Genomic DNA, 26,121 nt, shown 5'->3' on the forward strand with positions numbered 1-26,121 from the left:
AACCGTGGATTTCAACCTGACCGACCTGCAAAGAGAAATCGACGAAAGCGTACGCAAAGTCTGCTCTGAATTCACCGATGACTACTGGATGGAATGCGACGAAGCCGCACGTTTTCCCGAAGAGTTTTACCAGGCTATGGCCAACTCTGGATGGCTTGGCATTACCATGCCTGAAGAGCTCGGCGGTGCTGGCCTCGGCGTGACCGAAGCGGCAATTATGATGCACGCGGTTGCGGCCAGCGGTGGCGGCCAATCTGCCGCTTCGTCGATTCACATCAACCTGTTTGGCCCCCACGCTGTCGTGGTACACGGCAGTGACGAACAGAAAAAACGCTGGTTGGAGCCACTGATCAAGGGTGAACAGAAAACCTGCTTCGGCGTAACCGAACCCGATGCCGGGCTGGATACCACCAGCATCAAGACCTTCGCCAAAAAAGTCGATGGCGGATATATCGTCAATGGCCGCAAAATGTGGACCTCGACCGGGCAGGAAGCACACAAAATTGTGTTGCTGACCCGCACTACCCCCAAGGAAGAGTGCAAGCGCCCCACCGACGGCATGACCCTGTTTTACGCCGATCTGGATCGCACAAAGATTGAAGTCCGCCGTATCAAGAAGCTGGGCCGCAACGCCGTGGATTCCAACGCCACCTATATCGACGATTACTTTATCCCCGACTGCGATGTGATTGGCGAGGTCGGCAAGGGCTTTTACTATCTGCTAGACAGCCTGAATCCCGAACGCGTACTGGTCGGCATAGAAGCCATTGGCATCGGTAGGGCCGCTCTGGATAAAGCGGCTCAATACGCCAACGAGCGCGTGGTATTTGGCCGCCCAATTGGACAGAATCAGGGCATTCAGCACCCACTGGCTGAAGCCTGGACCTATCTGGAATCGGCTTACTGGATGTGTTTGCGTGCCGGGTCTATGTATGACCAGGGCCTAAACTGCGGTGCCGAGGCCAACGCGGCGAAGTTTCTCAGCGCCCGCGCAGCCTTTGACGCCTGTACCAAAGCGGTACTGACTCACGGCGGAATGGGCTATGCGCAGGAATATCACGTTGAACGTTTGTTCCGCGAGTCCATTCTGCCTCGCATTGCTCCCGTGACTGAGCAAATGATTCTGTCGTTTATTGGCGAGAAAGTATTGGGAATGCCCAAATCCTACTAGGGCGTGCTAACGAATTAACGCGTTAGTAATAAGCACCCACGCGACTGAACAAGACTGGCGGCACAGGTCTGGGCACCAAAAAATGCCGGTGCACCGGAGAAGAATGACCATTCGGTCTTGGCAGTCGCGGTAGAATCACCACAAGTCCACGATTTTGTGCCCCGCGTACGGGGCCTCAACATCACCGCCGGCTACGCCGTTGTATCTATACCTTGCTTACTGAAATCTCAAACAGGACGAGAGGCTCTGCGCTTCCGTGAGGCGGGTTTTACTCCTGCCAGGAAATAAAAACCGGCGCGATGGCCGGGTTTCCGAGCGGTAAATAGCGCAGAGTATGGCGACTAGATAGCCTCAAACAAACCGGCTGCGCCCATGCCTTTACCAACACACATGGACACAATGCCGTACTTTTTGTTGCGGCGCTTGAGTTCACGCAGCAGCACGCCAGTCATCCGTGAGCCGGTCATGCCGTAAGGATGACCGATAGCAATGGCGCCACCGTTGACGTTGTAAATGTCGTTGTCGATTTCCAGGGCGTCGCGGCAATACAGCACTTGGGAAGCAAAGGCTTCGTTCAACTCAACCAGGTCGATATCGTTCATGCTTAGGCCGTTGAACTTGAGCAGCTTGGGAATGGCAAATACCGGGCCGATACCCATTTCATCAGGCTCGCAGCCCGCCACGGCAAAGCCGCGGAAGTAGGCGATGGGGGTCAGACCCAACTTAATTGCTTTGGCTTCAGACATCAGCAGGGTCATGGAGGCGCCGTCAGACAACTGAGAGGCGTTACCCGCGGTCACGGTGCCGGTTTCCTCATTGAATACCGGTTTCAGGCCCGCCAGACCTTCCAGAGTGGTTGTGGGGCGATTGCATTCGTCTTTGCTCACGATGCCTTCCAGCACTTCGCTGGTGCCTGCCTTACGATCCTCTTTGAGCCACTTGACGGTCATGGGGGCAATTTCGTCTGCCACAAGGCCGGCTTCCGCAGCAACGGCGTAGCGCTGCTGGCTTTGCAGGGCGTATTCATCCTGCTGCTCGCGGGTCACGTTGTAGCGCTCGGCCACGATTTCAGCAGTTAGCCCCATTGGCATCAGGTATTGGGGCAGATCTTTAACCAGACGAGGGTTTTCCTCGAACTCAGACTTGCCACGCTCTAGGCCAGTGATGGATTCCACGCCACCGGCGATGCACACATCGCCGGCGCCGCTGGCAATGTGCTGAGCGGCGATAGCGATGGCGTTCAGCCCAGAAGAACAGGCGCGGCTGATGGTCAGGCCAGAAGTGGTAACCGGCAGCTTGGACAGGGCCACCGCGTAGCGGGCGATATTGGCAGACTGTTCACCGGTTTGGCGGGCAGAACCGACAACGACGTCGTCAACCAGAGCGGGGTCCAAAGTGGGGTTTCTTGCCAACAAGGCATCAATACAGTGGGCGACCAAGTCGTCGGCACGGGTCAGGTTAAAGGTGCCACGGAAGGACTTGGCCAGTCCTGTTCTAATATTGTCGACAATAACCACACGGTTCATGAAAGCGCTCTCCGGCCTGGAATGTTTATTACCATGCTAATGGTACGCTTACTAACATAATAAGGCAAACCAAGATACCTTAGGTTGCCCTGGTTAAGGCTGCCATCCAAGTATGCTCATCATCCAGGCTGACACTCTTGACCAACATTTGCTCGAAGCAATCCCCGAAATGCATCTTTAGCCGTAGCTTTTCCTGTCACAACTTTATACACTTCCTCGGAAATCGGCATAGGCACACCGTTGTCCCGGGCTAGGCCAATCACGCTTGGAGCACTTTTTACGCCCTCAGCGACCATAAACATTTCAGCAATAATCTCGTCTATAGATCGGCCTTTACCAAGTTCGAAGCCCACCGTTCGATTGCGGCTCTTAACGCTGGTGCACGTGGCAATCAAATCACCCATACCGGCTAGCCCATAAAAGGTTTCGGCCTGCCCACCGAGTGCCACACCAAGACGGGAAACTTCAGCAAGACCCCGGGTTATTAGAGCGGAGCGGGTATTTTCACCCGCCCCCTGCCCATCGCCCATCCCCGCCGCAATCGCAATGATGTTTTTTAGTACGCCTCCGAGTTCACATCCAACCACATCGTTATTGGTATAAACCCGAAACAAACCGCTATGAAAAAGTTTCTGCACGCGCCCGACAATGCGTGGGTCATCCATGGCAATCACGCTGGCAGCAGCAAAACCTTGCATGATCTCTGTAGCGAGATTAGGACCACTCAGCACGCCCACCGGATGTCCGGGTAATTCCTGCTGAATAATTTCAGTCATTCTCAGCTGAGTATCTTGCTCAAGACCTTTACTGAGACTGATTACTGGAACCCAAGGCCGGAGAAAGCTCCTAACTTCAACGAGCATGCGGCGAAAGGACTGGGCAGGTATCGCCATCACTAGAACATCGCATGCTCGCACCACATATTCCAGATCATCCGACGCCCGCAGACGTCTATGGAGACGGGCATTGGGAAGATACTTGCTGTTCTGGCCTTGGCTGTTGATTTCTGCAACAACTTCGGCACTCCTCGCCCATAGCGTGGTATTGGCATTGGCGGACACCAGGGATGCCACGGTGGTGCCCCAGCTACCTGCACCTAATACGGCGACATTAAGAGCGTCATTCATACAGCAATTCTCCTCATCTCAGATAGTTCACTATCAGCAAATTTGCCAACGCCCTTCTGGGGACAGTTGTTCGCATGCATACTTTATTAAAAACTGTATTTTTCGCTTATTTTTAATTTAACTATCGAAATATATTACTGCACCTAATCAATTGCTTGCACATTAATTTTCGAGGGACTACATTGAAATTAATGGCGTGACCACCGCCATTGCTGCTTCTCCATAATCAGACTAACGAGGGATTGGCATGAATGTCCGCAGGGCTTTAGCCTTGGTATGTGCAATACATTATCTACCAGCGCATGCAAGCGACATCGCTAGAGGCGACGAAGCCAGCAGCGACCCTCGCAGCAACCTAGGAAAACCCAGATCCCATTTACTCGAGGAAGTCCTCGTTACGGCCACCAAGCGGGAGGCTGATCTTCGCGATATTCCGCTGAGCATTGAAGCATTCAGCGGCAATAACCTGAAGGAAATTGGCGCCTTAGACGTCGAATCAATCTCCCGCTTTTCCTCGGGGGTGTCCGTTAGCCCCGGACTGGATCCAGAAGCCGCACAAATTATTATTCGAGGCGTTTCCACCGACACATTTTTTACGTTTTTCACCCGTACCTTCGGTATGTTTTACGAAGATGTCTCGATGGTGAACCCCTCCATACTCGGCCCGCAGCCCAATATTGACCCGTTTGATTTAAAGACCGTTGAAATTCTTAAGGGCCCCCAGGGAACCCTATTTGGCGGGTCAGCCCTTTCCGGTGCCGTTCGCTATGTACTCAATAAGCCGGACTTTGAAGAAGCCTACGGCCGTGTCTCGGCCGCGATTGGGCAGCACGCCATGAGCAGTAACTACTCTCACCGTTATGAGCTGATGTGGAACCAACCCCTTAACGATGAATTGGCATTGCGTGTCGCTGCCAGCCACAGCGACCGGCCCGGGTATATCAAAGATGTCCGCAGCGGCTAGGACGACATCAACTCGTCTGATGCCCAGCAGTACCGGGCGATACTTGCCTGGCAGCCCTCGGACAAACTCTCTCTCGAACTCAATATGATTCGCAGGGAAACCCACCAGGACGATGGCGCCTTCGCCAATTCCGATAGCAGAGCGGAACATTCAGAGCGCTACTTCCCCGACGTACTGGATTCCCGCACTGACATTCTGGTATTCAGCGCCGACTGGAGCTTCGAGGCAGCCGAACTCAAATTGATTCTCAGCAATATGGAAAAGGACTACCCGCAACGCTTGGACTACTCGCAATTTATCGGCACATCGACTGTCGGCGTTGGCCTTTACGGGGATACGGTAATAGAAAGCTCTCAGCCCACCGCCGAAGTGCGTCTGGTGTCGACACAGCCCACAGAATCCACTTGGTGGCTATTGGATGAATGGAGCTATGTAGCAGGATATTTTTATGTGTACAGCGATCAATACCTCCAGCTCTCGCTCGGCACCGAGTCAACCGGTGACGTACTCACCCTTACCGGCGACGTCGATGCCGAGGAAAACGCCGTCTTTTTTGATCTTAACAAACCACTTGGCCAAAACTGGGAACTCGGCATTGGCGCTCGGATATTCCGGCAAAGTACCGACGCAGATATTCGCACTGATGTCGTGTTAGTCGACAATCTGCTTGGCATTCTCCCGCTGCCTTCGGAATTGCTTTTACCGGTGGATATAGGGCCTATATCTCCGGGAGGCGCTATCCAACTGGGCAGAGAAAAGGGGCGTATTGCGGAAACGGTATTCAATCCCAAGCTGACCCTGCTGTGGCGAGCCTCCGATAGTATTTCCTTGTTTACCTCTGCGGTGAAGGGCTTTCGCTATGCAGGCGCCAACCAGAATCCCACACTCGATCCCGGCGTCCCACTTTTCTTCGACTCAGACAGCATCTGGAACTATGAACTGGGAATACGAACGACCTGGCTAGAAGGTGCGCTGCAAGTCGACCTTACGGCTTTTTATCTAGAATGGACTGATATGCAAGTGCAGCAGCGCGAATATACCGGTGCCTTTGCCTATACGGATAATGTTGGCGGCGCAGAAAACAAGGGGCTCGAATTTTCGATGAATGCGCTACTCCCCTGGGGATTTTCTACCAAGCTGAACCTGTCCTATGTCGACGCCAAAACAACTGAATTCTTCGACGACTTTCAAGGGCCGGCACCAGCTGGCACTGAACTTCCCGGTAGTCCACCTTATTCTGGCTCGTTCATCTTACTCTGGCTCGGCAGACTGAGTTCGGCCGAACTCACTTCAACGCTGTCATACACCTGGCAGAACCGGAACTACAACAACCTTCCACAAACCTACGAACATCCCGCAATTTCTCTGCTCGGCGCCAGCCTGAATGCCCGATTTTTGTCCCTTCCCGGCAAGCCCTTTGTTAGCCTCACTGGCAGCAATCTCACCAATGAATTCAAACCCGGCGTGGTATTCGACACACCGAATACAGGTGGCATACTCACCATTTACAACCCACCCCGGTCAGTAAAACTAGGCATCGAATTCAGCTTATAACGAGAGACGTGCCATAAGACGTGATGTAAGAAAGCAGCATGCTAGCAACATACCGGGTATTATTTTTGGGGATAGAACAAACCTTGAATTAGTGCCGGATGCCGCACAATACTGATGAAGAGAAGAGAAGCGAAGGCCAGCCAGGGGAAGGCTATTTCACCTCCCCCAAGCCGCCATCAAGAAATTAACTACGCCAACAGCTCGTCGGGTACGTCCATTTCCATGTACAGCATAGCCAGGCTGTGAACCTTGCCCTGGGCATCCATGATCAGGGTCTCGGTGCCGCCACCGCCCAGGGAATCTTCAAGGATAAAGTTCAGCACGTTGAGGTTATCCAGCTCATAGCGGGTCACGTCGCCAAAGCAGATTTCCTTGAAGTGCTCTTTGACCACCGCAGTGGTCAGGTTTTCCTTCAGGAAGGCATAGATAGCCGGAGTCTTGGCCTTCACGCCCACGTTACTGCCGTCGCCTTTGTCGCCGCTGCGGGCAATGGCGATGTCCATCAATTTCACTTTAGCCATCTTAAACTTCCTCCACAGTGACGGTGGTGTGTACTTTGGTTTTGTCCATCAGTGCCGGCCAGTAGCCGACAATCTCGGTGGGACGGGGACGGCCAGCAGCAAAGCCGGTCACGCCCACCGGGCCGCTGGTAATCAGCGGAGCCAGTTCGCGTCCGAGGATGTTGAGCAGGTCCTTGTCGTTGCTCTTGGCGCCGACCCGCAGCATGACTTCGCCGGGCTCCTGCTCCTGCTTGTAGATGCCCTTGTAGCAGACATTGGTGCCAAACAGTTCAACAAAGCGATCCTCTTTGGGGATCTCCTTGCCGTACATACCGACCCGCTCGAACAGGATCTCGGCGGCAAGTTGGGCTTTCTCTACCGCGTCGGGCGCGGTGTAGGTCAGCTGGCCCACGATTTTGTAGCCGTTTTCATAGGCCATCGACACCTTGTAAGTCGGAGTGGGCTCGCTGCCCTTGATGCCCCACACTTTAACGCGGTTGTCGCCGTCCTGTTCCATCTGGATAGAAGTGAAGTCAGATTTGCAGTCGGGGCCAAGATAGTTTTTCGGGTCGCCCAGTTCGTACATGATTTGGGATACCACGGTGTCCACAGTGACCAGGCCGCCGGTACCTTCGTGTTTGGTGACGGTGAAAGTGCCATCGGCTTTCGCTTCCACAATGGGGTAGCCGATGCGGGCAAAGTCGGGCACGTCGCGCCAGCCGCAGTAGTTACCGCCGGTACACTGGGCGCCGCACTCAAGAATGTGGCCCATCACGGTACCGGCAGCCAGCTTGTCGTAGTCTTCCATCGACCAGCCGAATTCGTGGATCAGGGGCGCCAATACCACAGAGGGGTCGGTGGCGCGACCGGTGACCACAATATCCGCGCCCTGATCCAGGGCGTCGGCAATGGGCTTGGCGCCGATGTAGACGTTGGCGCTGGAGATGCGGTCCAGGACGTCCTGAATCGGGGCGCCGTTGTCTAGGTTTTTGAACTCCTCGCCGGATTTGATCAGTTCGGGAAGTTGGTCGAGGATGTCGTCACCCTCAACAATGCCGATCTTGATGCCGGTCATGCCCAGATCCTTGACCACTTGCTTGATGGCATTAAGACAACCCCTGGGGTTGACGCCGCCCGCATTGGCGATGACCTTGATACCTTTTTCCTGACAGGTGGGCAGGATTTCCCGCAGCATTTCTACAAAGTCAGTGGCGTAGCCCGCTTCGGGGTTACGCAGGCGCTGCTTCTGCATGATGCTCATGGTGACCTCGGCCAGGTAGTCCAAAGTCAGGTAGTCCAAGGGGCCTTCGCTAACCAGGCGCTTGGGGCCCAGCAGGCTGTCTCCCCAGAAGCCCTGGCCGTTGGCAATCAATACCGTTTTGTCGTCGCTCATATTCGTTACCTAAACGTCTTGGTGAATCGGTGAATGGAGTCCCGTCGAAGGGGATTATTGAATCCAGTTAGGCTTGCGCTTTTCCAGGAAAGCAGTCAGTCCTTCCTGCCCTTCGTCGCTGCCTCGGATTTCGGCGATGCGCTTACTGCTGTCGGCAATCAACTCAGGGGTGATGGCCTGGTTGGCGTAATCCAATACCAGACGCTTCGCATTACCCACGCCACGGGGGCCGTTGCGCAGCAAGCCCTTGAGTATGCCGTTGATGGTGTCGTCCAGTTGTTCCGCATCCACCACCTCAGACACCAGACCCAGGGTGTATGCCTTTTCAGCGGTGATCAATTCCGCGGTGGTGAAGTAGCGCCGGGAGGCCCGCTCACCCAGGGCGTTGATCACATAAGGGCTGATAGTCGCCGGAATCATGCCGACTTTAACTTCGCTCAAGCAAAATGCGGCTTCGGGCGCAGCAATGGCCATATCACAGCAGGCCACCAGGCCGACGCCGCCGCCAAAGGCGGGGCCCTGGACCCGGGCAATAGTCAGCTTGGGCAGGCTGTTGAGGCGTCGCAGCATCTCGGCCAGCAGGGTGGAGTCCCGCAGGTTCTCTTCATAGCCGTAGCTGGCCATCCGCCGCATCCAATTCAGGTCACCGCCGGCGCAGAAGCTCTTGCCGGTTGACGCCAAGACCAAAGCCCGCACGCTGCTATCATTTGCGGCTTGCTCAAATGTCTCGCTGAGGGCGGCAACCACGCTGTCATCAAAAGCATTGTGAATATCGGGACGCTCCAGCGTCACCGTGGCCACGCCTCTACCGTCGACCTCATAACTAACTGGCCTGTCGGACATATCGCTCTCCCTTGACATAAATTCGGCCCAATACTACTACACTAGCGTATATTTCGCTAGCGTATATTATTGACTGAATTCCGTCATACCAGCCTTTGTATTCATCTTGTTAGAGTGAACACAACAGCCATCAGGAGATAAAAATGAAACTGAGTATTGATGAGATAAAAGCTGCATACGACAAAGAATATACCGGCATTGGCCTCGTCACCCACCGCCATCAAATCCCAATGGCGTTTGAATACATCACCGAAGCGTGGTTGACCGATGTGCTCTGCCCACACATTGACGATGCTAGTGTAACTGGCTTTAAACTCGGCGCAGAGGATGAAGGCACTTCAAGTCGTCGTAGAATCACCCTGACCTATAACCGCGAGCACCCGGAACTACCGAAATCTGTGTTTTGCAAATCAACCTTTACGCTTGCCAGCCGCTGCCTTCTTGGTATGAATGGCGCAATCGAGGGGGAAGTGAAGTTTTTCAATCAAATCCGACCGGATCTCGATATAGAGGCACCGAGAGCCTACTTTTCGACATTCAACCCCGACACACTGAATTCAATTATCATCCTCGAAGACCAAACCGACCACTGGACCTTTTGCGACCATCGAACTGTCATGACAGAAAGTATGGCAAAGGAACAGCTGGACATTCTGGCAACGCTACATAGTCGCTATTACGAAAGCACCGCGCTGGATACGTCCCTCTCTTACCTGAACAGCTGGTACGACTTCTTCACCATCACCACAAACGAGGCGGGCTTTGGCCCTCAAGCCGACGTTGGATTTCGACATGCCAAGGATGTTATCCCCGCCACGTTATTCAGCAAAGCCGATCAAATCTGGCCTGCCACTCTGGCCAGCGTCGCCAAAACCCGAAACCAACCACGCACCGTCATCCACTCTGACGTTCACCTGAAAAACTGGTATACCACCGCAGAAGGCAAAATGGGACTGTGTGACTGGCAGTGTATGTGTATTGGCCCCTGGGGTAGAGACCTTGCCTATGCAATAAGCACCGGCTTGAGCATTGACGACCGGCGCGCCTGGGAGAAAGATCTGATCAATTACTACCTTGGGGCATTAAAACAACGCGGAGGCCCGGAGATCCCCTTCGAACAAGCCTGGAATGACTATCGCCAGAATATGTTCGGCGCACTCGCCTGGTGGACGCCCGTACTGTGCCCTAATCCTGATGTACCGGATATGCAACCGCCAGAAACCTGCCTGGCGTTTATAGGCCGCATTACCAATGCGATTAACGACACCAATGCGCTTGATGCGCTCTAAGCAAAGCTGTTACCTGTCACTTTCTCGCAACACCATTGCGGGAGAGTCGCAGCGCAAGCTACCTAAGCCACCTGGACAAAAATCAGTTTATTGCCAGCCCAGCTCCCAGCTTCGCCATCAATGCAGTGCGATTATGCACATCAAATTTTTGGTATATTCGCCGCAGATGATTCTCAACCGTATACCGTGACAATGAGAGCCTGTCTGCGATCTGCTTATTGCCAAGCCCTTTTTGCAACTCCGCCACGACCTGCTCTTCGCGACGAGTCAAACCTGGCATTTCATCGCAATTCGCTGGCCCACTCTCCTCCTTCGGAAAATAAACATTGCGAACAGCAGATTCCCTGATATCACCCGTAACAAGAATCAACCAATCTTCGAGGCTGGGCAAGGCCACATCAATAAGAATTCCTGAGCGGCGCCCCTGACTCCGGTTTAGCAATAGGCCAACAACGGCATAGATATGCCGTGATACCTGGTAACTGCACGCTGCCGTTTCGACATAACCGGCCGTTTCGAGCATTCGATGGTAATGCAAATCAGGCACAGGCTGAGAGAAATCGGACTTTGGCTTCGCCCCCACCCTGGTACTAAGAAGCATCGCTTTTTCAGAGGAGCTGGCATGAGGTAAAAGTGGATCGCTGCGGCATATACCATCAACATAGCGCGCAGATATCGAGCCAGGGATACCCCATGTCTTAATCATCTGTATTGGATGATTTGAGCTGCGCTGGTCGAAAAGCATTAATGCGATCGCATCGACCCCACTTTTCCTCATTACTTCCTCAGCGCGCAGTTCGTAATCACTGTTGTTGGTATGCACTGTCATAATAATTAGGCACTCCCAAATTTCAGACTACGACACTCGCACTTAGGCAGGCACCTAGAACCGATACTGCACAGCTACACCATAAGTCGCTGGCGGCGCCGCAGAGACAAAATCGCCATATGTACTTTGTTGCGAGTAATAGGAGTATTCGCCATCGAGAATATTCCTGCCATATACCCGAAACTTCCAAGCTTCGTCGTTAGTAGTATAGGACAACTCCGCATTAAGCACGTCATAACTGTCCTGCTCAGTGCGATTATCCGGCTCCCAGTAAAACCCGCTGTTATAGTAGTAAGAGAGATTGTAGTTCAACTCACCACCTGATAATGCCTGCAAGTAATTCACACTCAAATTACTGGTAAACTTCGGCGCCCGGGTCATTTCTTTACCCGCCAGATCAGCGAAGGTTTGCACATTGCCCATAACATCAGTGGTATCTGGCGAAATAACCGGGCCGTCATCAAATTCCGAGTATTCGGTATCCAGTACGGCAAGGTTAAGATTAATATCGAAATTGTCTGTAACGAAGTAATTCGTCTCAAATTCCGCGCCATACATCTCGGAGTTACCGACGTTAAACAGGAATACCGCCCCTCCAAGAATTTGTTGCATCTGCAAATCCTGGAAATCATAGTAAAACGCCGACACATTCAAACGCATACGTTTATCAAACAGATCACCCTTATATCCGATCTCGTAGGCATCGAGCACTTCGGGATCGACTGGGTCAGGGGCCGTACCCGTCACCACGAGGGTGTTATAGACACCACTTTTGAATCCGCGGGAATAGCTGCCGTATAACAAGACATTCTCGCTAAGCTGATGATCAATTGCCAAACGCCAACTCGGTGACGACCAGCTTTCATCAGTTGCGAAGGTCGCAGGCGCCCCACCATTAACTGTCGTTGAGCCAGACAAATCGCGCTCATCCTTGGTATGGCGCGCGCCCACTGTCAGTTTTGTGGCGTCACTCAGGTCGTAACTACCCTGGGCATAAACCGCGTAAGAACGCGTGTCCTGCACAGAATCAACCACAAACAGAAGGCTGCTCGGTGGGACTTCGACCTCGGTATTGTCGTATGACGCCTTTGAATCAAAATAATACAATCCGGCCGTCCAGCTAAGCGGCCCGGAACTGGTTGAATTGATTTGTAACTCTTGACTGAACTGCTCAGTACTTTGCGCAATATAAAAGTTTGTAACATCGGCAGGGCCAGAATCCTGATCCAACAGATATTGTAACTCGGTATCTGTAAATGCCGTTGTCGAGATCAACTCAAAGCCATCAAACTCTCTGCTGTATTTCGCTGACACAGAGTCGGTCTCGGAGTCTGCCAATGGCTCCTTGTTGGTATTGATATCCTGAAAGTCTCCGGTGAAGCCACCGCCGCCTGTGGCAATCGTTCCTTTCGCGGCCTGCCTGGCCACCCCAACATCACTGCGCCGATTAGCGTGCAAAACACTCAGAACCAGTTCGCTCACATCGTCAATAGCAAAGAGCACCTTGCTTCGCAAGGATGTAGATTCCTCCCCCGGACGCTCCTCGCCTCGGGTTCGATTATCGCCATAGCCCTCGTCACGATTCTGATAAAACAGAGATAGGTCAACCGCGACAGACTCCGTTAACCCCGTCGTCACATAGCCATCTACTCTCGCCTCACCATAACTGCCATAACCGAGCCCAACCATACCAGCGGTCTCGAAGTCTGGATCTTTAGTGATAACGTGTATCAAGCCCCCCGTCGCATTGCGACCAAATAGCGTGCCTTGCGGCCCCCGTAATACCTCAACACGTTCAATATTATTGAAGTCCATGACTGAGCCAGCCATAGAAGAGTAATACACACCATCAACATAAGTAGAGACGCTACTCTCGTCACCAACAGACGAGTTTTTGGTACCCACCCCACGAATAAATGGGGTCGCTGACCCAACCTGACGACTGAACTGAAGATTTGGAACGACCTGCGTTAACTCGTCAGAAGACGAGATACCGGTCTTCTCAAGCAACCCCGCTGTCGCCGCTGTTATCGCTATTGGGACGTCTTGAACATTCTCCGCTCGCTTCTGGGCTGTGACAATAACTTCTTCTATTTGTGCATACGAAATACTTGTCAATAACGACGAGGATAAAGTCAAACACATAGGAAATGCGGAACGACAGACCTTCTTCATCAACCACCTCTACTTCTCGTTGGCGTTTGAAATCGGATATCCACGAAGGAAATCCGTTCACTTTTTATAATTAGAAAACCAGTTTTTGTATTACTTTCTTTTTGTTTCTAAGTAGGCAAAAACGCATCTATCTTTATATCGCCACAATTATGACTTCATTATTTTTTTAATTGGTAAAAAAAAACCTCGCACCTAAATCGGTGCGAGGTTTGAAATTTAGATAAACTTTCTAAATTCGGGCTTACGCTTCTCGTTGAATGCGTTAACCCCTTCACGGGATTCTTCTGAGTCGTAATACATCTTCACGGCATTCAGCGACATCATACTGAGTCCGCGAATAGACTCGCTGTCCGCATTGAAAGAACGCTTGGCAAGGGCCATTGCAGTCGGGCTGTGCTGCAAAATCGTGTTACACCATTCGGTAACTTCAGCTTCCAGCTCGGCGGCAGGAACCACCTTGTTCACCAAGCCCATTTCCATCATTTCCTGAGCGGAATAACGCTTGCACATATACCAGATTTCTCTGGCCTTTTTCTCACCGACGATACGCGCCAGGTAGGCAGTGCCCCAACCAGCGTCGACCGAACCCACTTTTGGACCAACCTGGCCCATCTGCGCGGTGTCGGCAGCAATGGTCATATCGCACAAGGTAGCCAGTACATTACCACCACCAATCGCGAAACCATTCACGGCAGCGATAACGGGCTTGGGGATATCGCGAATCGCGGACTGCAATTCATCAATGGGCAGACCGACAACACCGCGGCCATCATAGTCGCCATCGTGGTTAGACTGATCGCCGCCCGTACAGAAAGCCTTGTCTCCCGCACCAGTGAGCACAACTACGCCGACACTTTTGTCGCTAGCAGCCGTCAAAAAGGCGTGAATCAGCTCTTCGATCGTTTTACCGCGAAAGGCGTTGTAGACTTTGGGCCGGTTAATGGTAATCCAGGCTGCGCCTTCGCGATTTTCGTAGATAATGTCTTCGTAGGGAGTTGTCGCAAACATAATATTGTCCTCTATATCTGTTAGGTGGTGGCTTACACCATGCTAAGGCCACCAGATACTGAAATTGTCTGGCCAGTCATATACGCGGCGTCGTCACTACCCAAAAAGGCAATAATGCCCGGGTAGTCAGTAGGTTGCGCCATTCTGCGCAGTGGAATGCCGCGCGCCATTGAATCCTTCCATTTTTGAGCTTCCTCTCCTGTACCCACCACCGCCGCCATGGCCGGTGTATCGGTAGGCCCGGGGCAAACGGTGTTGACCAGTACATTATTACGCGCCAATTCCCGCGCCATAGATTTGCTGAACGCGATGGTGCCGCCTTTACACGCAGAATAGACCGCTTCGTTACTGGTACCCACTCTACCCGCGTCAGAGGCAACGTTTATCACACGGCCTTCGCTACGCTCAGCCATACGCTTGCAGACGGCAGCGTGCAGATTGATGGGGCCGTACAGGTTCAGATTAATGATCTTAGTCCACAAATCCGGCCCCGTAGTCAAAAATGGCGCAGGCTTATCCCAACCCGCGTTGTTGACCAACATCCATATTGGGCCGAGCTCGGCCTCAACCTTTTCAACCGAGGTTTCGACCGCGTCGAGACTGGTGATATCGGTCATGTAGGGAGTTACTGAGCCTGCGGAGTTACTCGCTGCTTTCGCCACAGCATTAGCTGCATCCAGATTAATATCGAAAAGTGCAACCTTGCAGCCCTCTTCCGCCAAGCGCAAAACAATTGCCTCACCGATGCCACTGCCGCCGCCTGTAACAATTGCTACTTTTCCAGATAAGCCTTTCAAAATACACCTCTCTTGCTGTTGCTCGCTTTTTGATCACTTGACGCCCACCGGCATCATATATAACTCAGCTCATGCTTGCTCAATTATAGCCATAGTCTTATCATGCGTACAATACGCATACGATTAATTAGTATAGCGAACTATATATCAATGATGTGACTAAACATTGACACAGTCATTTCTAATAGCGGACGGATCGGCCCATGAGCTCCATAAACGCGTTTTTGCAGTCCATACAGCCCGCTCAGAATCCCGATTCCATCGCATTTTTCGACTTTGATGGCACCTTGATCGCGGGCTACTCCGCCTTCGCCATCATGCAGGAGCAGTATCGCACTGGGGTGATTTCCCGCCAGGATCTCGCCGCAGCACTGCTGGGAATAGTGAACCACCAGTGCGGCCTCATTGACGACCAGACTCTGATGGAAATTGCCAGCTCACATCTGGCCGGCAGCGCCATAGAGGACTTCGAATCCCTGTGCAGCACGGTGTATGAGAAGCAGCTGTTCAAACGCATTTACCCCGAAGCCAGGAGTATTATTAAGCGGCACCGAGAACAGGGCTATCAAATTGCTATCGTGTCATCAGCACCACGTCAGGCCATCGCCCGAGCGGCCGAGGAACTCGGGATCGACAAGATTCTTAGCACTGAGTACCGGAACGAGAACGGGATATTTACTGGCGAGGTCGCGATGCCGATCTGTTGGGGGTTCGGTAAACGCCTTGCCGTCGAAAAGCTGATCGGCGGCAGCGCCACCAAGCTGGATGACTGCTATTTCTACAGTGATGGCTATGAAGACCTCCCGCTACTCGAAAAAATTGGGCATCCGGTCTGTGTGAATGCAGGTTCTCGTCTCCAGGCGCATGCAGCAGAGCAAAACTGGCCGAGCCTAGAGTTTCGCAGCCGCAAGCGAGGCCTGTCTGAGATCGTCCGCACGGTGAGCGTCTATGGGTCATTAATCGGCAGCTATGTCGGAGGACTGGGCGTCCTTGGAAAAACCGGCGATCAGTCGACCGCACGGCGCTACATGTTGACCCGTTTTACTGACTGGGTATTCGGGTCGCTTGGGATGGAGATCGAGCTGATCAATGGCCATTATCTTGACGAAGCCCCACCGTGCGTTGTCATCTTTAACCATCAAAGCCAGGCCGACGGCTTCATTATGCTTAAGCTGCTTAAGCAGAATTTTGCCGCCATCGGCAAACGGGCTTTCGGAAATATTCCGCTATTGTCACAGGCCTATACTTTCGCCGGCGTCATTCCCATAGACAGGGATAACAGTGCGGATGCCATTCAACGTATGCAACCGCTTATCAACGCTATTTGCGAGGAGGGACGTAGCGTAGCCATCGCGCCGGAAGGTACCCGCAGCAATTCGATAAAGCCCGGCCCGTTCAAGAAAGGCGCATTCCACCTCGCACTAGACGCTGGCGCAAATATTCTACCTATTGTCATTCACAATAGCGTTGACGCCCAGGCCAAGGGGGACCCTCTATTCCATCCGGCTCGGATCAAGGTCGAAATCCTGCCCCTTATTGATACCAGTCGATGGCAACGGAAGAACCTGAACGATCATATCGCGCAAGTTCGCAATACCTATCTCAGAGCCCTTGGCTTTGACGAGGAGCCATTGCCCGGCATCAAATCCAACGCGGATGCGTCCGTAACCAAGAAAGATGCGAGGTCTGTGTCGCCATGAAACAACTCAAACCGCAGGACGCGCAATTTCTGTATATGGAAACCGAGAACAACTTGTCGAACACGGCCACCCTTTGTTTGTACAAGTATCCAGTGGGCGCCAGCAAATCCGCCCCTTACAAAACCGTCAAGGAACGCTTAGAACGAAGCTTAGACGCCAGTCCGATATTCACCCACAAGATTCACCGTCTCCCCGGAGAGCTGGATTTCCCCTACTGGAAGCGAGATGCGCACTTCGCACTGACTCATCACCTCTTCCAGCATAAGCTACCCCGACCGGCAAATCGTGAAGCCCTTTACGCCCTGTTTGCCAACATTCAATCCAGTCCACTGGATATGCGTCGCCCCCCCTGGGAAATTCATGTCATTTCTGGGCTGAATCAGCTAAATGGGTATGACAAAGACAGCTTCGCTCTCGTAATCAAGCTGCACCATGCCGCAATCGACGGCACGTCTGCCATGAAACTTTTGCAGGCGGTTCACGATGCAGCTTCAAGCCCGGCATCCAGCAGCGCGGAAAATCACTCGTTTCCGGAAGCTGGTCAACTATTGCAAAGTGCTGGGCGAAACTTGCTGGCGTCCCCCTTACAGAGCGCCAAGGGCTTGTACCGCCAGTGGCAGCAATTGAAATCAAGTGGTCGCGCGGCGACACCACAGCCACCTGTACCCAAGAGCCTGTTTAACGCCCCCGTAGGGCCAGAAAAGTCCTTCACCGGATGTCGGCTGCCGTTACACGACATAAGAGACATCAAATCACTGGTGGAAGGTGCGACCGTCAACGACGCCCTGCTCGCCATTTGCGGCGGCGGACTCCACCGCTATCTCTCGTCAAAAGGTCGGCTGCCCAATATTCCCTTGGTCGCTTGGGTTCCCATCAACGCCAGAACGGAATCAAGTCAGAACCAAGACGGCAATAATATAACCGCCACAGCAATTCGCATCGGCACCCAGCTGAGTGACCCATTAGAACGCCTGGCCGTTATCCGACAGCACACTCTCGACGCGAAATTAGCGCGCACTGGACGCAGCGCTAGAGTTATGACTGAGCTAACCCAGCATCTGCCTGGGCCTGTTTTGGCACCCTTTACAAAATTGCTCATGGCCAGTGGCGCCACATCAAAAATGTGCAATCTGGCCATATCCAATATGCCCGGGCCACAGCAGTCATTATACCTTTCCTCAGCGGAGTGCTTGGAATATTACGGCATGGTTCCCCTAGGCGACGAGATGGGTCTTTTTATTGTCGCCATGAGCTATAACGGCATCATCAGTCTCAGTATTACCAGTACGGCTGAAATACTGCCCGATCCGGAATTCTTCGTAGATTGCCTCCTCGAGGAATTCCACGCCTACAAGACCGTCCTTTCGGATCAGCATTGCCATGCCCCAAAATAAACTTAACCTCAACGGCCTGTATAAGCAGCTGCGCAAGGCCAGTAATTACGAGGAGTGGCGGGAATTGGCCCAGGCCTTGGATAAATTGCAGGGCCTCGACACCTGGCGCCAAGTGGAACAAACCCGCTTGTATGACTACCGCTCAACGCGTAATCGCTTACTTTTATTGCGCGAAAAGCGAACGATAAACGATGACCGTGGCCTGCTGTTCGCACTGAACGAAGGGGTTCACGGCAATATGGGAGGCATGGGTGCGCCAGTGCTGTATCAGCGCGCTTTGTTTGGCACCAAACAATTGATTGAAGACTACATCAACGAAATCGCAGATAGTCTGAACTATCTCGCGTCGAATCAGACCTCAGACATCACCAGCGAGCAAAAGCAGGAATTTTTCCAAAGAGCGCACCAATGCTTTGGCAAAACCGCGTTGATGCTGAGCGGCTCCGGAACATTGCTGTACTTTCACCTGGGTGTCGTAAAGGCCTTATGGGAGCAAAATCTGCTACCGAAAATCCTCTGCGGGGCCAGCGGTGGCGGGTTAATAAGTGCCCTGGTCGGCACCCACTCCCAAGAGGAGCTGGCGAAGATATTTGACCCTGACTACATCCGCTTTGAGGTCGAGCACGGTAGTAGCATTCTTGGCAAACTGGCCCTACTCGGACCACCGACAATATCTCCAGACGCCGTCCGCAAACTGTACTCCAGACTGATTCCCGAACTGTCATTTGCGGAGGCCAAGTCGCTAACCGGATACGACATCAATATCTCGGTCGCACCCGCCGAGAAGCATCAAACTTCGCGGCTTCTCAATGCCCTCGCTTCACCCAATGTTCTCATTACCGACTCGGTACTGGCATCCTGTGCATTTCCAGGCTTCTTTCCCCCGGTCAGCCTCAGAGCCAAAGACGAACAGGGTAATATTCAGCCCTACCTGAAGGATCGGGTATGGATTGATGGCTCGATTAGCGACGATATGCCCATCAAACGCATCACCCGACTTTTTGGCGTCAACCATTTTATTGTTAGTCAAACGAATCCGGCGGCCCTGCCCTTCCTCAACCAGAAAACGGATAGCGGACCTAGCGGAATAATTCGGCAAGCCCTGAAAAACACCTCACGGGAATGGCTGCTCGCGGGAAACAAGCTGCTTAACCATCCTATTAATAAGCGCTCTACGATAAATCGCGTGAGCACCATGCTCGGACAGGCTATGTCCCAAACGTACACAGGCCATATCAATATCCTGCCGCCTAACCGCTTTCACAATCCATTGAAACTGCTGTCCGGCAGAAACACCGAAGAGATCATGTCCTTGATAAAAGCAGGTGAACAGGCAACCTGGCCCTATATCGAACAAATTCGTATTCAAACGAAAATTAGCCGAGTACTGAGTGACATCATGAAGAAACGTGACTTCACTACCGCCCCTTCATCGCCGTCGCTTGAAGAGAGGATTAACATCCATGCAAACTGAAAATAGCGCCTTCACTAACCGCTCAGGTCAGAAAATTTTTCAATCATCCTGGCTACCCGCGTCTGCGCCTCAAGCGGTGGTATGCATTATTCATGGCCTAGGCGAACACAGCGGGCGCTACGCCGCATTAGCAGAAAGTCTCGCTGCAGCCGGATTCGCCTGCTTCGCGCTGGATCATCCCGCCCATGGCAAGTCAGATGGCCAACAATGCTTTATTCCCGATTTTAGTCTGCTGGTTGAAACAGCCCGGCAATTCATCGACGACAGCAAACAACGCTACCCTGATCTTCCAAGCTTCGTCATCGGTCACAGTATGGGCGGTGTGATAACTACCACTCTGCTTACCGAAACGCCGCAACTGGTTAACGGCGCGATCCTTTCCGGACCGGCATTGGCTACCGACGAAGCGGTTGGACCAATACAGCGTATAGTGCTTAACGCCATCTCCCGACTTTTCCCTGAAGCACCCACCTTTCAACTGGACCCGTCCCTGGTTTGCAGTGATGTAAGTGTGGTCGATAACTACCTGAACGATCCGCTGGTCTTTTCCGGGAAAATTCCCGCAAGAACAATCAGTGAAATCATAAGAGGCGCCGATAGCGCATTAAAAAAAGCCTCAAAAATCACTACTCCGCTACTTCTCCTACATGGCGAGAATGACAAGCTCGCCTCCCCGGAAGGGTCCAAACAGCTTTATAGGAGTTGTAGCTCTGAAGACAAAGAGCTGATCATTTATCCCGCCTTGTTCCACGAGATTTTCCAGGAACCCAGACGGCATGAAATCTTCTCTCGTATCGCCGATTGGATTGGCGAACGCCGCTAGGCGAGAGAAGGGGCGGCCCATACTGCTTGTAATTATGGATATAAATGGAACTGGCATATGAATGAATTCAAGTCGTCGCAACAAGTAGATTTTCCGGGCAATATCGTATTTATCGCAGATTGTTCCAACCGTCGAGAAATCGCGCTGGTTAGGCGCCATGCTGGCAGTCTTCTACCTGCCAACAAAAGCTTTCAGTTAGTCGTTCGCCCCTTTAGAAAGCCCTCGCGACGCAGCCTGCATCAAGGTTCCCTGAAAGCCATCATAAAGGCCAACGAGGAAACTTTTTTCGTTCCGCTGCGATGGATCTTGTTTTCCGGAAACAGCCAGGAAACTGCGCGTATTTCTACCTCAGATCTACTGCGTGGCAAAATATCCAGCCCCGGTAGCGTTTTGCAGCTCCTGTCAGCCCTGCGTGGCTCAGAAGAGAATCAATTCATTCAAGGGCCTGGCGCGACCCTGGCCGAATTGAAGGGAAATTTTGAAAAATATGTTTCCCTAAACCAGGAAAATCTCGACTTTGAAGAATTTATCTTGCGCTCTGCCCTACTTGCTCTCGAAAAGACCGAGCGCGACATTCGTGGCGCACGTTATCGCATTCCGAGACTAATAGAACGCGAAGTGCTAAACCGCCCTGCCATGACCTCGGCATTACAAAAGGTCAGCGAGTCCAGTGGCAAAAGTATTGAACGCTTGAATCGCTATGCGAAAGCTTGTCTAAAGGAGATGGCCGCAACCCCCAGCCCCCTGGGAAATGATCTCGCTGCCGCCCTGGGTCACTTTATGTATACCCGTGGATTCGACCCACACATTGATATTGACGAGGGGGACATTGAACGCATTCGCCAACTGCTAAAGGATCAACCAGTTGCTTTTCTGTTCACCCACAAATCCCATATCGATGGCTTTTTGCTACTGTGGCTGTTCCATCGCTACAACCTCCCACCGGCACATGTCTTCGGCGGTATTAATATGAGCTTGCCTGGACTTGGCAAGCTACTCAGAAGCTCAGGGGCGATATTTATTCGCCGAAGCTTCAAAAATGACGACGTTTACAAAGCGGTTTTCAAAAACTACATCGACTATCTCGGCGACAAACGCTTCCCCGTAATGTGGGCCATGGAAGGAACCCGATCCCGTACTGGCAAGCTGATGCCTCCGCGCTACGGCCTGATTAACTACGTTGCCAATGCCTATGCCCGGGACGGCGCACAGGATCTCGTGCTGATGCCCATTTCCATCTGCTACGACCAGGTACCCGAAGTCGCGGACTACGATGCACTGCAGGCAGGCGCGACAAAGCGTCCAGAGTCTGCCTCCTGGTTTATGGAATACATTAGTGGCTTGAAACTGCCTCACGGCAAAATTCATGTCCGCTTTGGACAAGGCGTTCCTCTGAGTCGCCATCTCGACCAACAAAACTATATTGTCGATTACCGCACCGTGCAAAAACTGGCGTTTGACCTCGCGGTAGACGTTAATAGGGCAACACCAATTACCCTGACCTCATTGATCTGCTACGTCATGCTGGAAAACGGACATCGCGCCGTCAATTTCAAGGAACTCAGTGGAGACATTATCAAGCTATGGCAACTTGGCAATGAACTCAAAAGCCTCTTCAGTCAGGAGTTGCTGAGCATCGACGAAAACAAAATACGTCAGGCCCTCACACAGCTCTGCCAGACTCAGGTGCTCGACGTCATCGATGACGGTATCGAATCGGTCTATATGATTCCCCATAACGGCGCAAGAAAGCCGGCTTACTATCGCAATGGCATGCTCCATTTCTTTACCACCTGTGCCATCGCCGAACTTGCACTGCTTGGCGTTCGAAGTCAGGGAGACGAGACAGAAACGGAGTTTGAAGCCGAAGTACTGCGCATCCGGGATTTACTTAAATACGAGTTTTTCTTCGAAGGGACCGAGGAATTTCTGATCACCACCGATAGGGAGATGACGATTCGCGCCCCTGAATGGAAGACCTTGCTGCGGCGCGGCCCAGACGGTGTTAAAGAACTTCTGGCGACCCTTAGCCCACTGCTTGGCCCCGGCACTTTGCGTCCGTTTATTGAAGCCTACCTGGTACTTGCCCGCGCCCTGCGCATGGAAAACCTGGTTGAACCTGCAGACTCCAAGGTCCTGACTAACCGTGCACTGAACCTGGGCAAGCAGCGGGTTCTACAACAGCGTATTCATTGTGAAGAGTCCGTTTCAGCCAACTACTTTGAAAACGCGATAAAAATTGCAGAGAACCACAGGCTACTACAAATATCTCCAGACATAGCAGAACGACGCCAGGCATGGTTGGACGATTTGCGAGAGCTGACCAGCAATATCCGCTTACTAGCATCGTTAAGCGAGTCCAGACGTCTATCTGAGCGACGGAAAATGGAAGGCGAGTTGGTCTATTTTTGAATCGAAGGAAATAAAAAAAATGCGGCCTAAGGCCGCATTCTTATCGCTGAATTGCGAGCGAGGAAAACATGCTCAAGCCCGTAAATCTCTCCTCCAATAGCGTTCGCTATTTCAGGTTTTTGAAGATTTCCTTCGCGATAATCGTCTTCATAATCTCGATGGAACCACCGGCAATTTTGACGATACGCGCATCGGCATAGGCCCGACAAATTGGGTATTCCCACATATAACCCCAGCCGCCGAACAATTGCAGACACTCGTCTACAGCCTTACAGTGAAGATTGCTAAGCTGCATTTTAGCTATAGCAGCCGTTGTCGAATCGAGTTTGCCTTCCATAAACAGTTTAATGCATTTGTCAGTAAATACCCGACCGACAACCGCTTCGGCATGGAGTTCTGCCAGTTTAAACTGCGTGTTCTGGAAGTCGGCGATTGTCTTGCCGAAGGCCTCCCGCTGCGAAACATATTCTTTTGTCCACTCGATAACAGTCTCAGTCACTGTCGCACTGCGGATAGCCTGAGCCAGGCGCTCCTGAGCGAGCTTCTGCATCATTATCTTGAAGCCCTTGCCTTCTTCACCAAGCATATTGGTGGCCGGCACGCGGACATTCTCAAAGAACAGCTCCGAAGTATCCTGGGCCTTCATCCCTAACTTATCTAGGTTTTGTCCACGCACAAAACCTTCCATGCTGCCTTCAACAATGAACAGCGTAACGCCACTAGCGCCGGCGGCAGAATCCGTTTTGGTCGCACAAACCAGAATATCGCAGTTCTGGCCGTTGGAAATAAAGACCTTCTGACCATTGATAATATAGTCATCGCCATCCCGAACAGCCTTGGTACGAATCGCCTTAAGGTCACTACCCGCGTGTGGTTCAGTCATACCCAGCGAGCCAATCCATTCACCAGACACCATTTTCGGAAGGATGCGCTTTTTCTGCTCTTCAGTGCCGAAGGAGTTGATATATGTCGCCACCAGATCGGTGTGGATCAGGAAACCCGGACCGGAGAATCCAGAGCGAAACATTTCCTCAAAAACAATGACGTCATAGAGGTAATCGGCGCCAACACCGCCGTATTCCTCAGCAATGGTACAGCACAGCAGACCTTGCTCACCCGCCTTCAACCACAGCTCACGGGGCACAATCCCGTCTTTTTCCCACTGTTCATGATAGGGCGCGATTTCCTTTTCAATAAAGCGCCGTACCGAACTACGGAAAATTTCGTGCTCTTCGCTAAACAGGTCTCGTTCTATCATGGGTAAAACACCTCAAATACTTATCTATCGTAATTTACGCTTGGTAACTAAATAACTACACTCTTCCCAGACGGGAAAGGCTTTGACCGGGTTCAGAGTGCTTTCGGGAAATACCCCAGTTCATTTTTGAAGGTGTATGCCAGCGGACTCAATTTTTCCGCAGCGCCTTCGGTTTTCAGTTCCAAACGCTGAAACATTGTCAGGCAGGAAAGGGGGCCTCCCGTCCAACTGGGAAAATCTCCGCCGTACACAGCCAATAAATCCATCCCCGCTAGGGTCACTTTGTCTTTGTCGGTATCACCGCTAAGTTGCTCTACAACCAAGCGGTATACCGCTAGGCTTAGGTCCAGCAGCAGGGACAAGCCCGCTTCATGGTAAGCGGGGTCATATTGATAAGACGTGCTAGACGTGCGGGCACCGTCTAGCGCCATGTTAACCAGCCCGGATAAACCGACTGCACTTGCAGATAACTCAAAGGCCTCTCGGGTCTTGCCCGTTTCAGCAAACGTGTCGCGACAGGCTTGAAGCAGTACCTCATTAACACTGGTGCTACCAGAAGACGATAACACCACGGGTTTAGCGCTCGTCTGCAACAATGCAAATGCGCGGGCGGTCTGCTTTTCATCTGCACCTGACGCCAACTCCAGCACTTGATTCTTCGCCAGATCGCCAACATACCGCAGCTCCGGTAGCTCGCTGGCTAGCGGTTGATCTGCGAGCAAATCCCGAACCGTCAAGCCCGCTTCCGCAATAGGATGGCCAGCAGACTGCAAGACAATATCGGCGTCTTCAATTGAGCGCAGCGGAACCTTGCGAAATGCTGAATCCCCCAAAGACAATCCGGGGCCCACTGCGTAAGAGCCAGGAGTCTCAGTCTGAGGTAATTTTGCTAAGGAATGCTTACTCGCAGCAGTTTTTTCGAGGAAACAGGTGGTCACCATATTAGAGGATATGGGGTGTGACATCAGGTCAACAAAGATATCCCACTCGACGTCCATCGCGGTGTCGATATCCTGACCATATCCCCCTGCCACGCAGCCTACAATGGCTTTGTATGCTGGATACAGCGCCATGTCCTGCGCCGAGACCCCGCTAACAGAGGCCGCCCAGGTTTCAAAGTCATTACTCAATTGGGCGACATCGCTCTCGCTCACCTGATAATCATCACGATCCCAACGAGCACACGCCTCCAATTCCAACACACAGGCAGTGGCGGCTTCGTGGAGCGCGGCAGGTTCAGACAAGGAATCAACGAGACCGAGTTCGTAGGCTTGTTCAGGGGACACCGGCGCACCGCTCAACAGCATTTGCACGCCCTTTTCCAGGCCCACATAACGCGGCAGTCGCTGCGTACCACCGGCACCAGGCAACAAACCCAGCACCGCCTCAGGTAACCCCAACTGAACGTGCCTTCCCACCGCGCAGACCCTCGCGTGGCAGGACATCGCCAGCTCCAGCCCCCCACCCAGCGCCAAACCATTTATGGCTGCGACTACAGGTATCGGCAGCTTCTCCAAACGGCGGAATAGCCTGCCGAGGCGGCTGTAACGGTCTCTCATTTGCGACCAGTTAGCGGAGAAGCGCATCGCGCCAAAATCCTGAATCATGGCCAGATCAGCGCCGGCCAGAAAACTGGTTTTCCCAGAGCCTATCACGAGTCCTTTAGGTGATTTACCTGCCGCAGTATCGGCAAGCACAGACTCGATGAGTGATTCGAGGTCATCCATCATATCTTCAGAAAAAACATTAAAGGGCCGCCCGGGCATATCCATTGTGGCGTGCCAAACCCCGTGGGAGTCGATGTTTACTGAGATATTCTTCATCTTTATATTTCGCTTGCTAACTAAATTAATTGTAGGCCACCACAGAACACCAAAAGCGAGG

General features: G+C 52.5%; 20 protein-coding genes. 9 read left to right on the forward strand and 11 right to left on the reverse strand.

Going from position 1 to position 26,121, the window contains the following annotated elements:
- Positions 1 to 4: 4 nt before the first annotated feature.
- Positions 5 to 1,171 (forward strand): acyl-CoA dehydrogenase family protein, encoded by a 1,167-nt coding sequence (locus tag B3K78_RS14665; RefSeq protein ID WP_286696027.1) that lies wholly within the window; start codon positions 5 to 7, stop codon positions 1,169 to 1,171.
- Positions 1,172 to 1,512: 341 nt separating this feature from the next.
- On the opposite strand, the gene B3K78_RS14670 is transcribed toward B3K78_RS14665, so the two are convergent.
- Positions 1,513 to 2,697: a thiolase family protein gene (locus B3K78_RS14670; protein WP_286696028.1), complete on the reverse strand. Its 1,185-nt coding sequence runs from the start codon at positions 2,695 to 2,697 to the stop codon at positions 1,513 to 1,515.
- A gap of 119 nt (positions 2,698 to 2,816) precedes the next feature.
- Positions 2,817 to 3,824 (reverse strand): NAD(P)H-dependent glycerol-3-phosphate dehydrogenase, encoded by a 1,008-nt coding sequence (locus tag B3K78_RS14675; RefSeq protein ID WP_286696029.1) that lies wholly within the window; start codon positions 3,822 to 3,824, stop codon positions 2,817 to 2,819.
- 247 nt (positions 3,825 to 4,071) lie between these two features.
- Here B3K78_RS14675 and B3K78_RS14680 point away from each other — a divergent pair, with 247 nt between their 5' ends.
- Entirely contained in the window at positions 4,072 to 4,788 is a 717-nt protein-coding gene (locus B3K78_RS14680; RefSeq protein ID WP_286696030.1) for a TonB-dependent receptor plug domain-containing protein, read from the forward strand.
- Positions 4,789 to 4,872: 84 nt separating this feature from the next.
- Complete coding sequence (locus B3K78_RS14685; protein WP_286696031.1) at positions 4,873 to 6,342, forward strand: TonB-dependent receptor domain-containing protein; 1,470 nt, start codon at positions 4,873 to 4,875, stop codon at positions 6,340 to 6,342.
- A gap of 188 nt (positions 6,343 to 6,530) precedes the next feature.
- Here the strand turns inward: B3K78_RS14685 and B3K78_RS14690 are convergent, their stop codons facing one another.
- Genes B3K78_RS14690 through B3K78_RS14700 form a run of 3 tightly spaced genes read right to left on the reverse strand, consistent with a single transcriptional unit; the run spans position 6,531 to position 9,078 of the window.
- Positions 6,531 to 6,863 carry an AtuA-related protein gene (locus tag B3K78_RS14690; protein WP_286696032.1) on the reverse strand — a complete coding sequence of 111 codons (333 nt, stop codon included), beginning with the start codon at positions 6,861 to 6,863 and terminating at the stop codon, positions 6,531 to 6,533.
- Between the two features lies 1 nt (position 6,864).
- The gene (locus tag B3K78_RS14695) at positions 6,865 to 8,235 is read right to left on the reverse strand and encodes an acyclic terpene utilization AtuA family protein (protein ID WP_286696033.1); all 1,371 of its coding nucleotides are present in this window, start codon (positions 8,233 to 8,235) and stop codon (positions 6,865 to 6,867) included.
- A 54-nt stretch (positions 8,236 to 8,289) separates the two neighbouring features.
- A complete protein-coding gene (locus B3K78_RS14700; RefSeq protein WP_286696034.1) occupies positions 8,290 to 9,078 on the reverse strand; it encodes an enoyl-CoA hydratase/isomerase family protein in 789 nt (262 codons plus the stop codon).
- A gap of 143 nt (positions 9,079 to 9,221) precedes the next feature.
- Between B3K78_RS14700 and B3K78_RS14705 the strand changes: the two genes are divergently transcribed.
- Entirely contained in the window at positions 9,222 to 10,367 is a 1,146-nt protein-coding gene (locus B3K78_RS14705) for a phosphotransferase (RefSeq protein ID WP_286696035.1), read from the forward strand.
- An 82-nt stretch (positions 10,368 to 10,449) separates the two neighbouring features.
- On the opposite strand, the gene B3K78_RS14710 is transcribed toward B3K78_RS14705, so the two are convergent.
- The 4 genes from B3K78_RS14710 to B3K78_RS14725 all read right to left on the reverse strand — a co-directional run bounded on the left by B3K78_RS14710 (position 10,450) and on the right by B3K78_RS14725 (position 15,176).
- A complete protein-coding gene (locus B3K78_RS14710; RefSeq protein WP_286696036.1) occupies positions 10,450 to 11,196 on the reverse strand; it encodes a helix-turn-helix transcriptional regulator in 747 nt (248 codons plus the stop codon).
- Positions 11,197 to 11,250: 54 nt separating this feature from the next.
- Positions 11,251 to 13,371: a TonB-dependent receptor gene (locus tag B3K78_RS14715; RefSeq protein WP_286696037.1), complete on the reverse strand. Its 2,121-nt coding sequence runs from the start codon at positions 13,369 to 13,371 to the stop codon at positions 11,251 to 11,253.
- Between the two features lie 216 nt (positions 13,372 to 13,587).
- Entirely contained in the window at positions 13,588 to 14,379 is a 792-nt protein-coding gene (locus B3K78_RS14720) for an enoyl-CoA hydratase-related protein (RefSeq protein ID WP_286696038.1), read from the reverse strand.
- 32 nt (positions 14,380 to 14,411) lie between these two features.
- Positions 14,412 to 15,176 (reverse strand): SDR family NAD(P)-dependent oxidoreductase, encoded by a 765-nt coding sequence (locus tag B3K78_RS14725; RefSeq protein WP_286696039.1) that lies wholly within the window; start codon positions 15,174 to 15,176, stop codon positions 14,412 to 14,414.
- Between the two features lie 203 nt (positions 15,177 to 15,379).
- On the opposite strand from B3K78_RS14725, the gene B3K78_RS14730 reads away from it, so the two are divergent.
- From B3K78_RS14730 to B3K78_RS14750, 5 genes are read left to right on the forward strand one after another with little or no spacing between them, the layout of a single operon-like run.
- Complete coding sequence (locus B3K78_RS14730) at positions 15,380 to 16,876, forward strand: HAD-IB family hydrolase (RefSeq protein WP_286696040.1); 1,497 nt, start codon at positions 15,380 to 15,382, stop codon at positions 16,874 to 16,876.
- Positions 16,873 to 18,270: a wax ester/triacylglycerol synthase family O-acyltransferase gene (locus B3K78_RS14735; RefSeq protein WP_286696041.1), complete on the forward strand. Its 1,398-nt coding sequence runs from the start codon at positions 16,873 to 16,875 to the stop codon at positions 18,268 to 18,270. The genes B3K78_RS14730 and B3K78_RS14735 overlap by 4 nt, the downstream gene beginning before the upstream one ends.
- Positions 18,257 to 19,744: a DUF3336 domain-containing protein gene (locus B3K78_RS14740; protein WP_286696042.1), complete on the forward strand. Its 1,488-nt coding sequence runs from the start codon at positions 18,257 to 18,259 to the stop codon at positions 19,742 to 19,744. The genes B3K78_RS14735 and B3K78_RS14740 overlap by 14 nt, the downstream gene beginning before the upstream one ends.
- Positions 19,734 to 20,567: an alpha/beta hydrolase gene (locus tag B3K78_RS14745; RefSeq protein ID WP_286696043.1), complete on the forward strand. Its 834-nt coding sequence runs from the start codon at positions 19,734 to 19,736 to the stop codon at positions 20,565 to 20,567. The genes B3K78_RS14740 and B3K78_RS14745 overlap by 11 nt, the downstream gene beginning before the upstream one ends.
- A 57-nt stretch (positions 20,568 to 20,624) precedes the next feature.
- Positions 20,625 to 22,979, forward strand: a complete 2,355-nt coding sequence (locus tag B3K78_RS14750; RefSeq protein WP_286696044.1) for a 1-acyl-sn-glycerol-3-phosphate acyltransferase — start codon at positions 20,625 to 20,627, stop codon at positions 22,977 to 22,979.
- A 106-nt stretch (positions 22,980 to 23,085) separates the two neighbouring features.
- Here the strand turns inward: B3K78_RS14750 and B3K78_RS14755 are convergent, their stop codons facing one another.
- On the reverse strand, positions 23,086 to 24,237 hold the full coding sequence (locus B3K78_RS14755; RefSeq protein WP_286696045.1) for an acyl-CoA dehydrogenase family protein: 1,152 nt from the start codon (positions 24,235 to 24,237) through the stop codon (positions 23,086 to 23,088).
- A 92-nt stretch (positions 24,238 to 24,329) separates the two neighbouring features.
- A complete protein-coding gene (locus B3K78_RS14760; protein WP_286696046.1) occupies positions 24,330 to 26,060 on the reverse strand; it encodes an enoyl-CoA hydratase-related protein in 1,731 nt (576 codons plus the stop codon).
- Positions 26,061 to 26,121 lie beyond the last annotated feature (61 nt).

The organism is Spongiibacter sp. UBA1325, assembly GCF_002306875.1.
GTDB classification, from domain to species: Bacteria; Pseudomonadota; Gammaproteobacteria; order Pseudomonadales; family Spongiibacteraceae; genus Spongiibacter; species Spongiibacter marinus.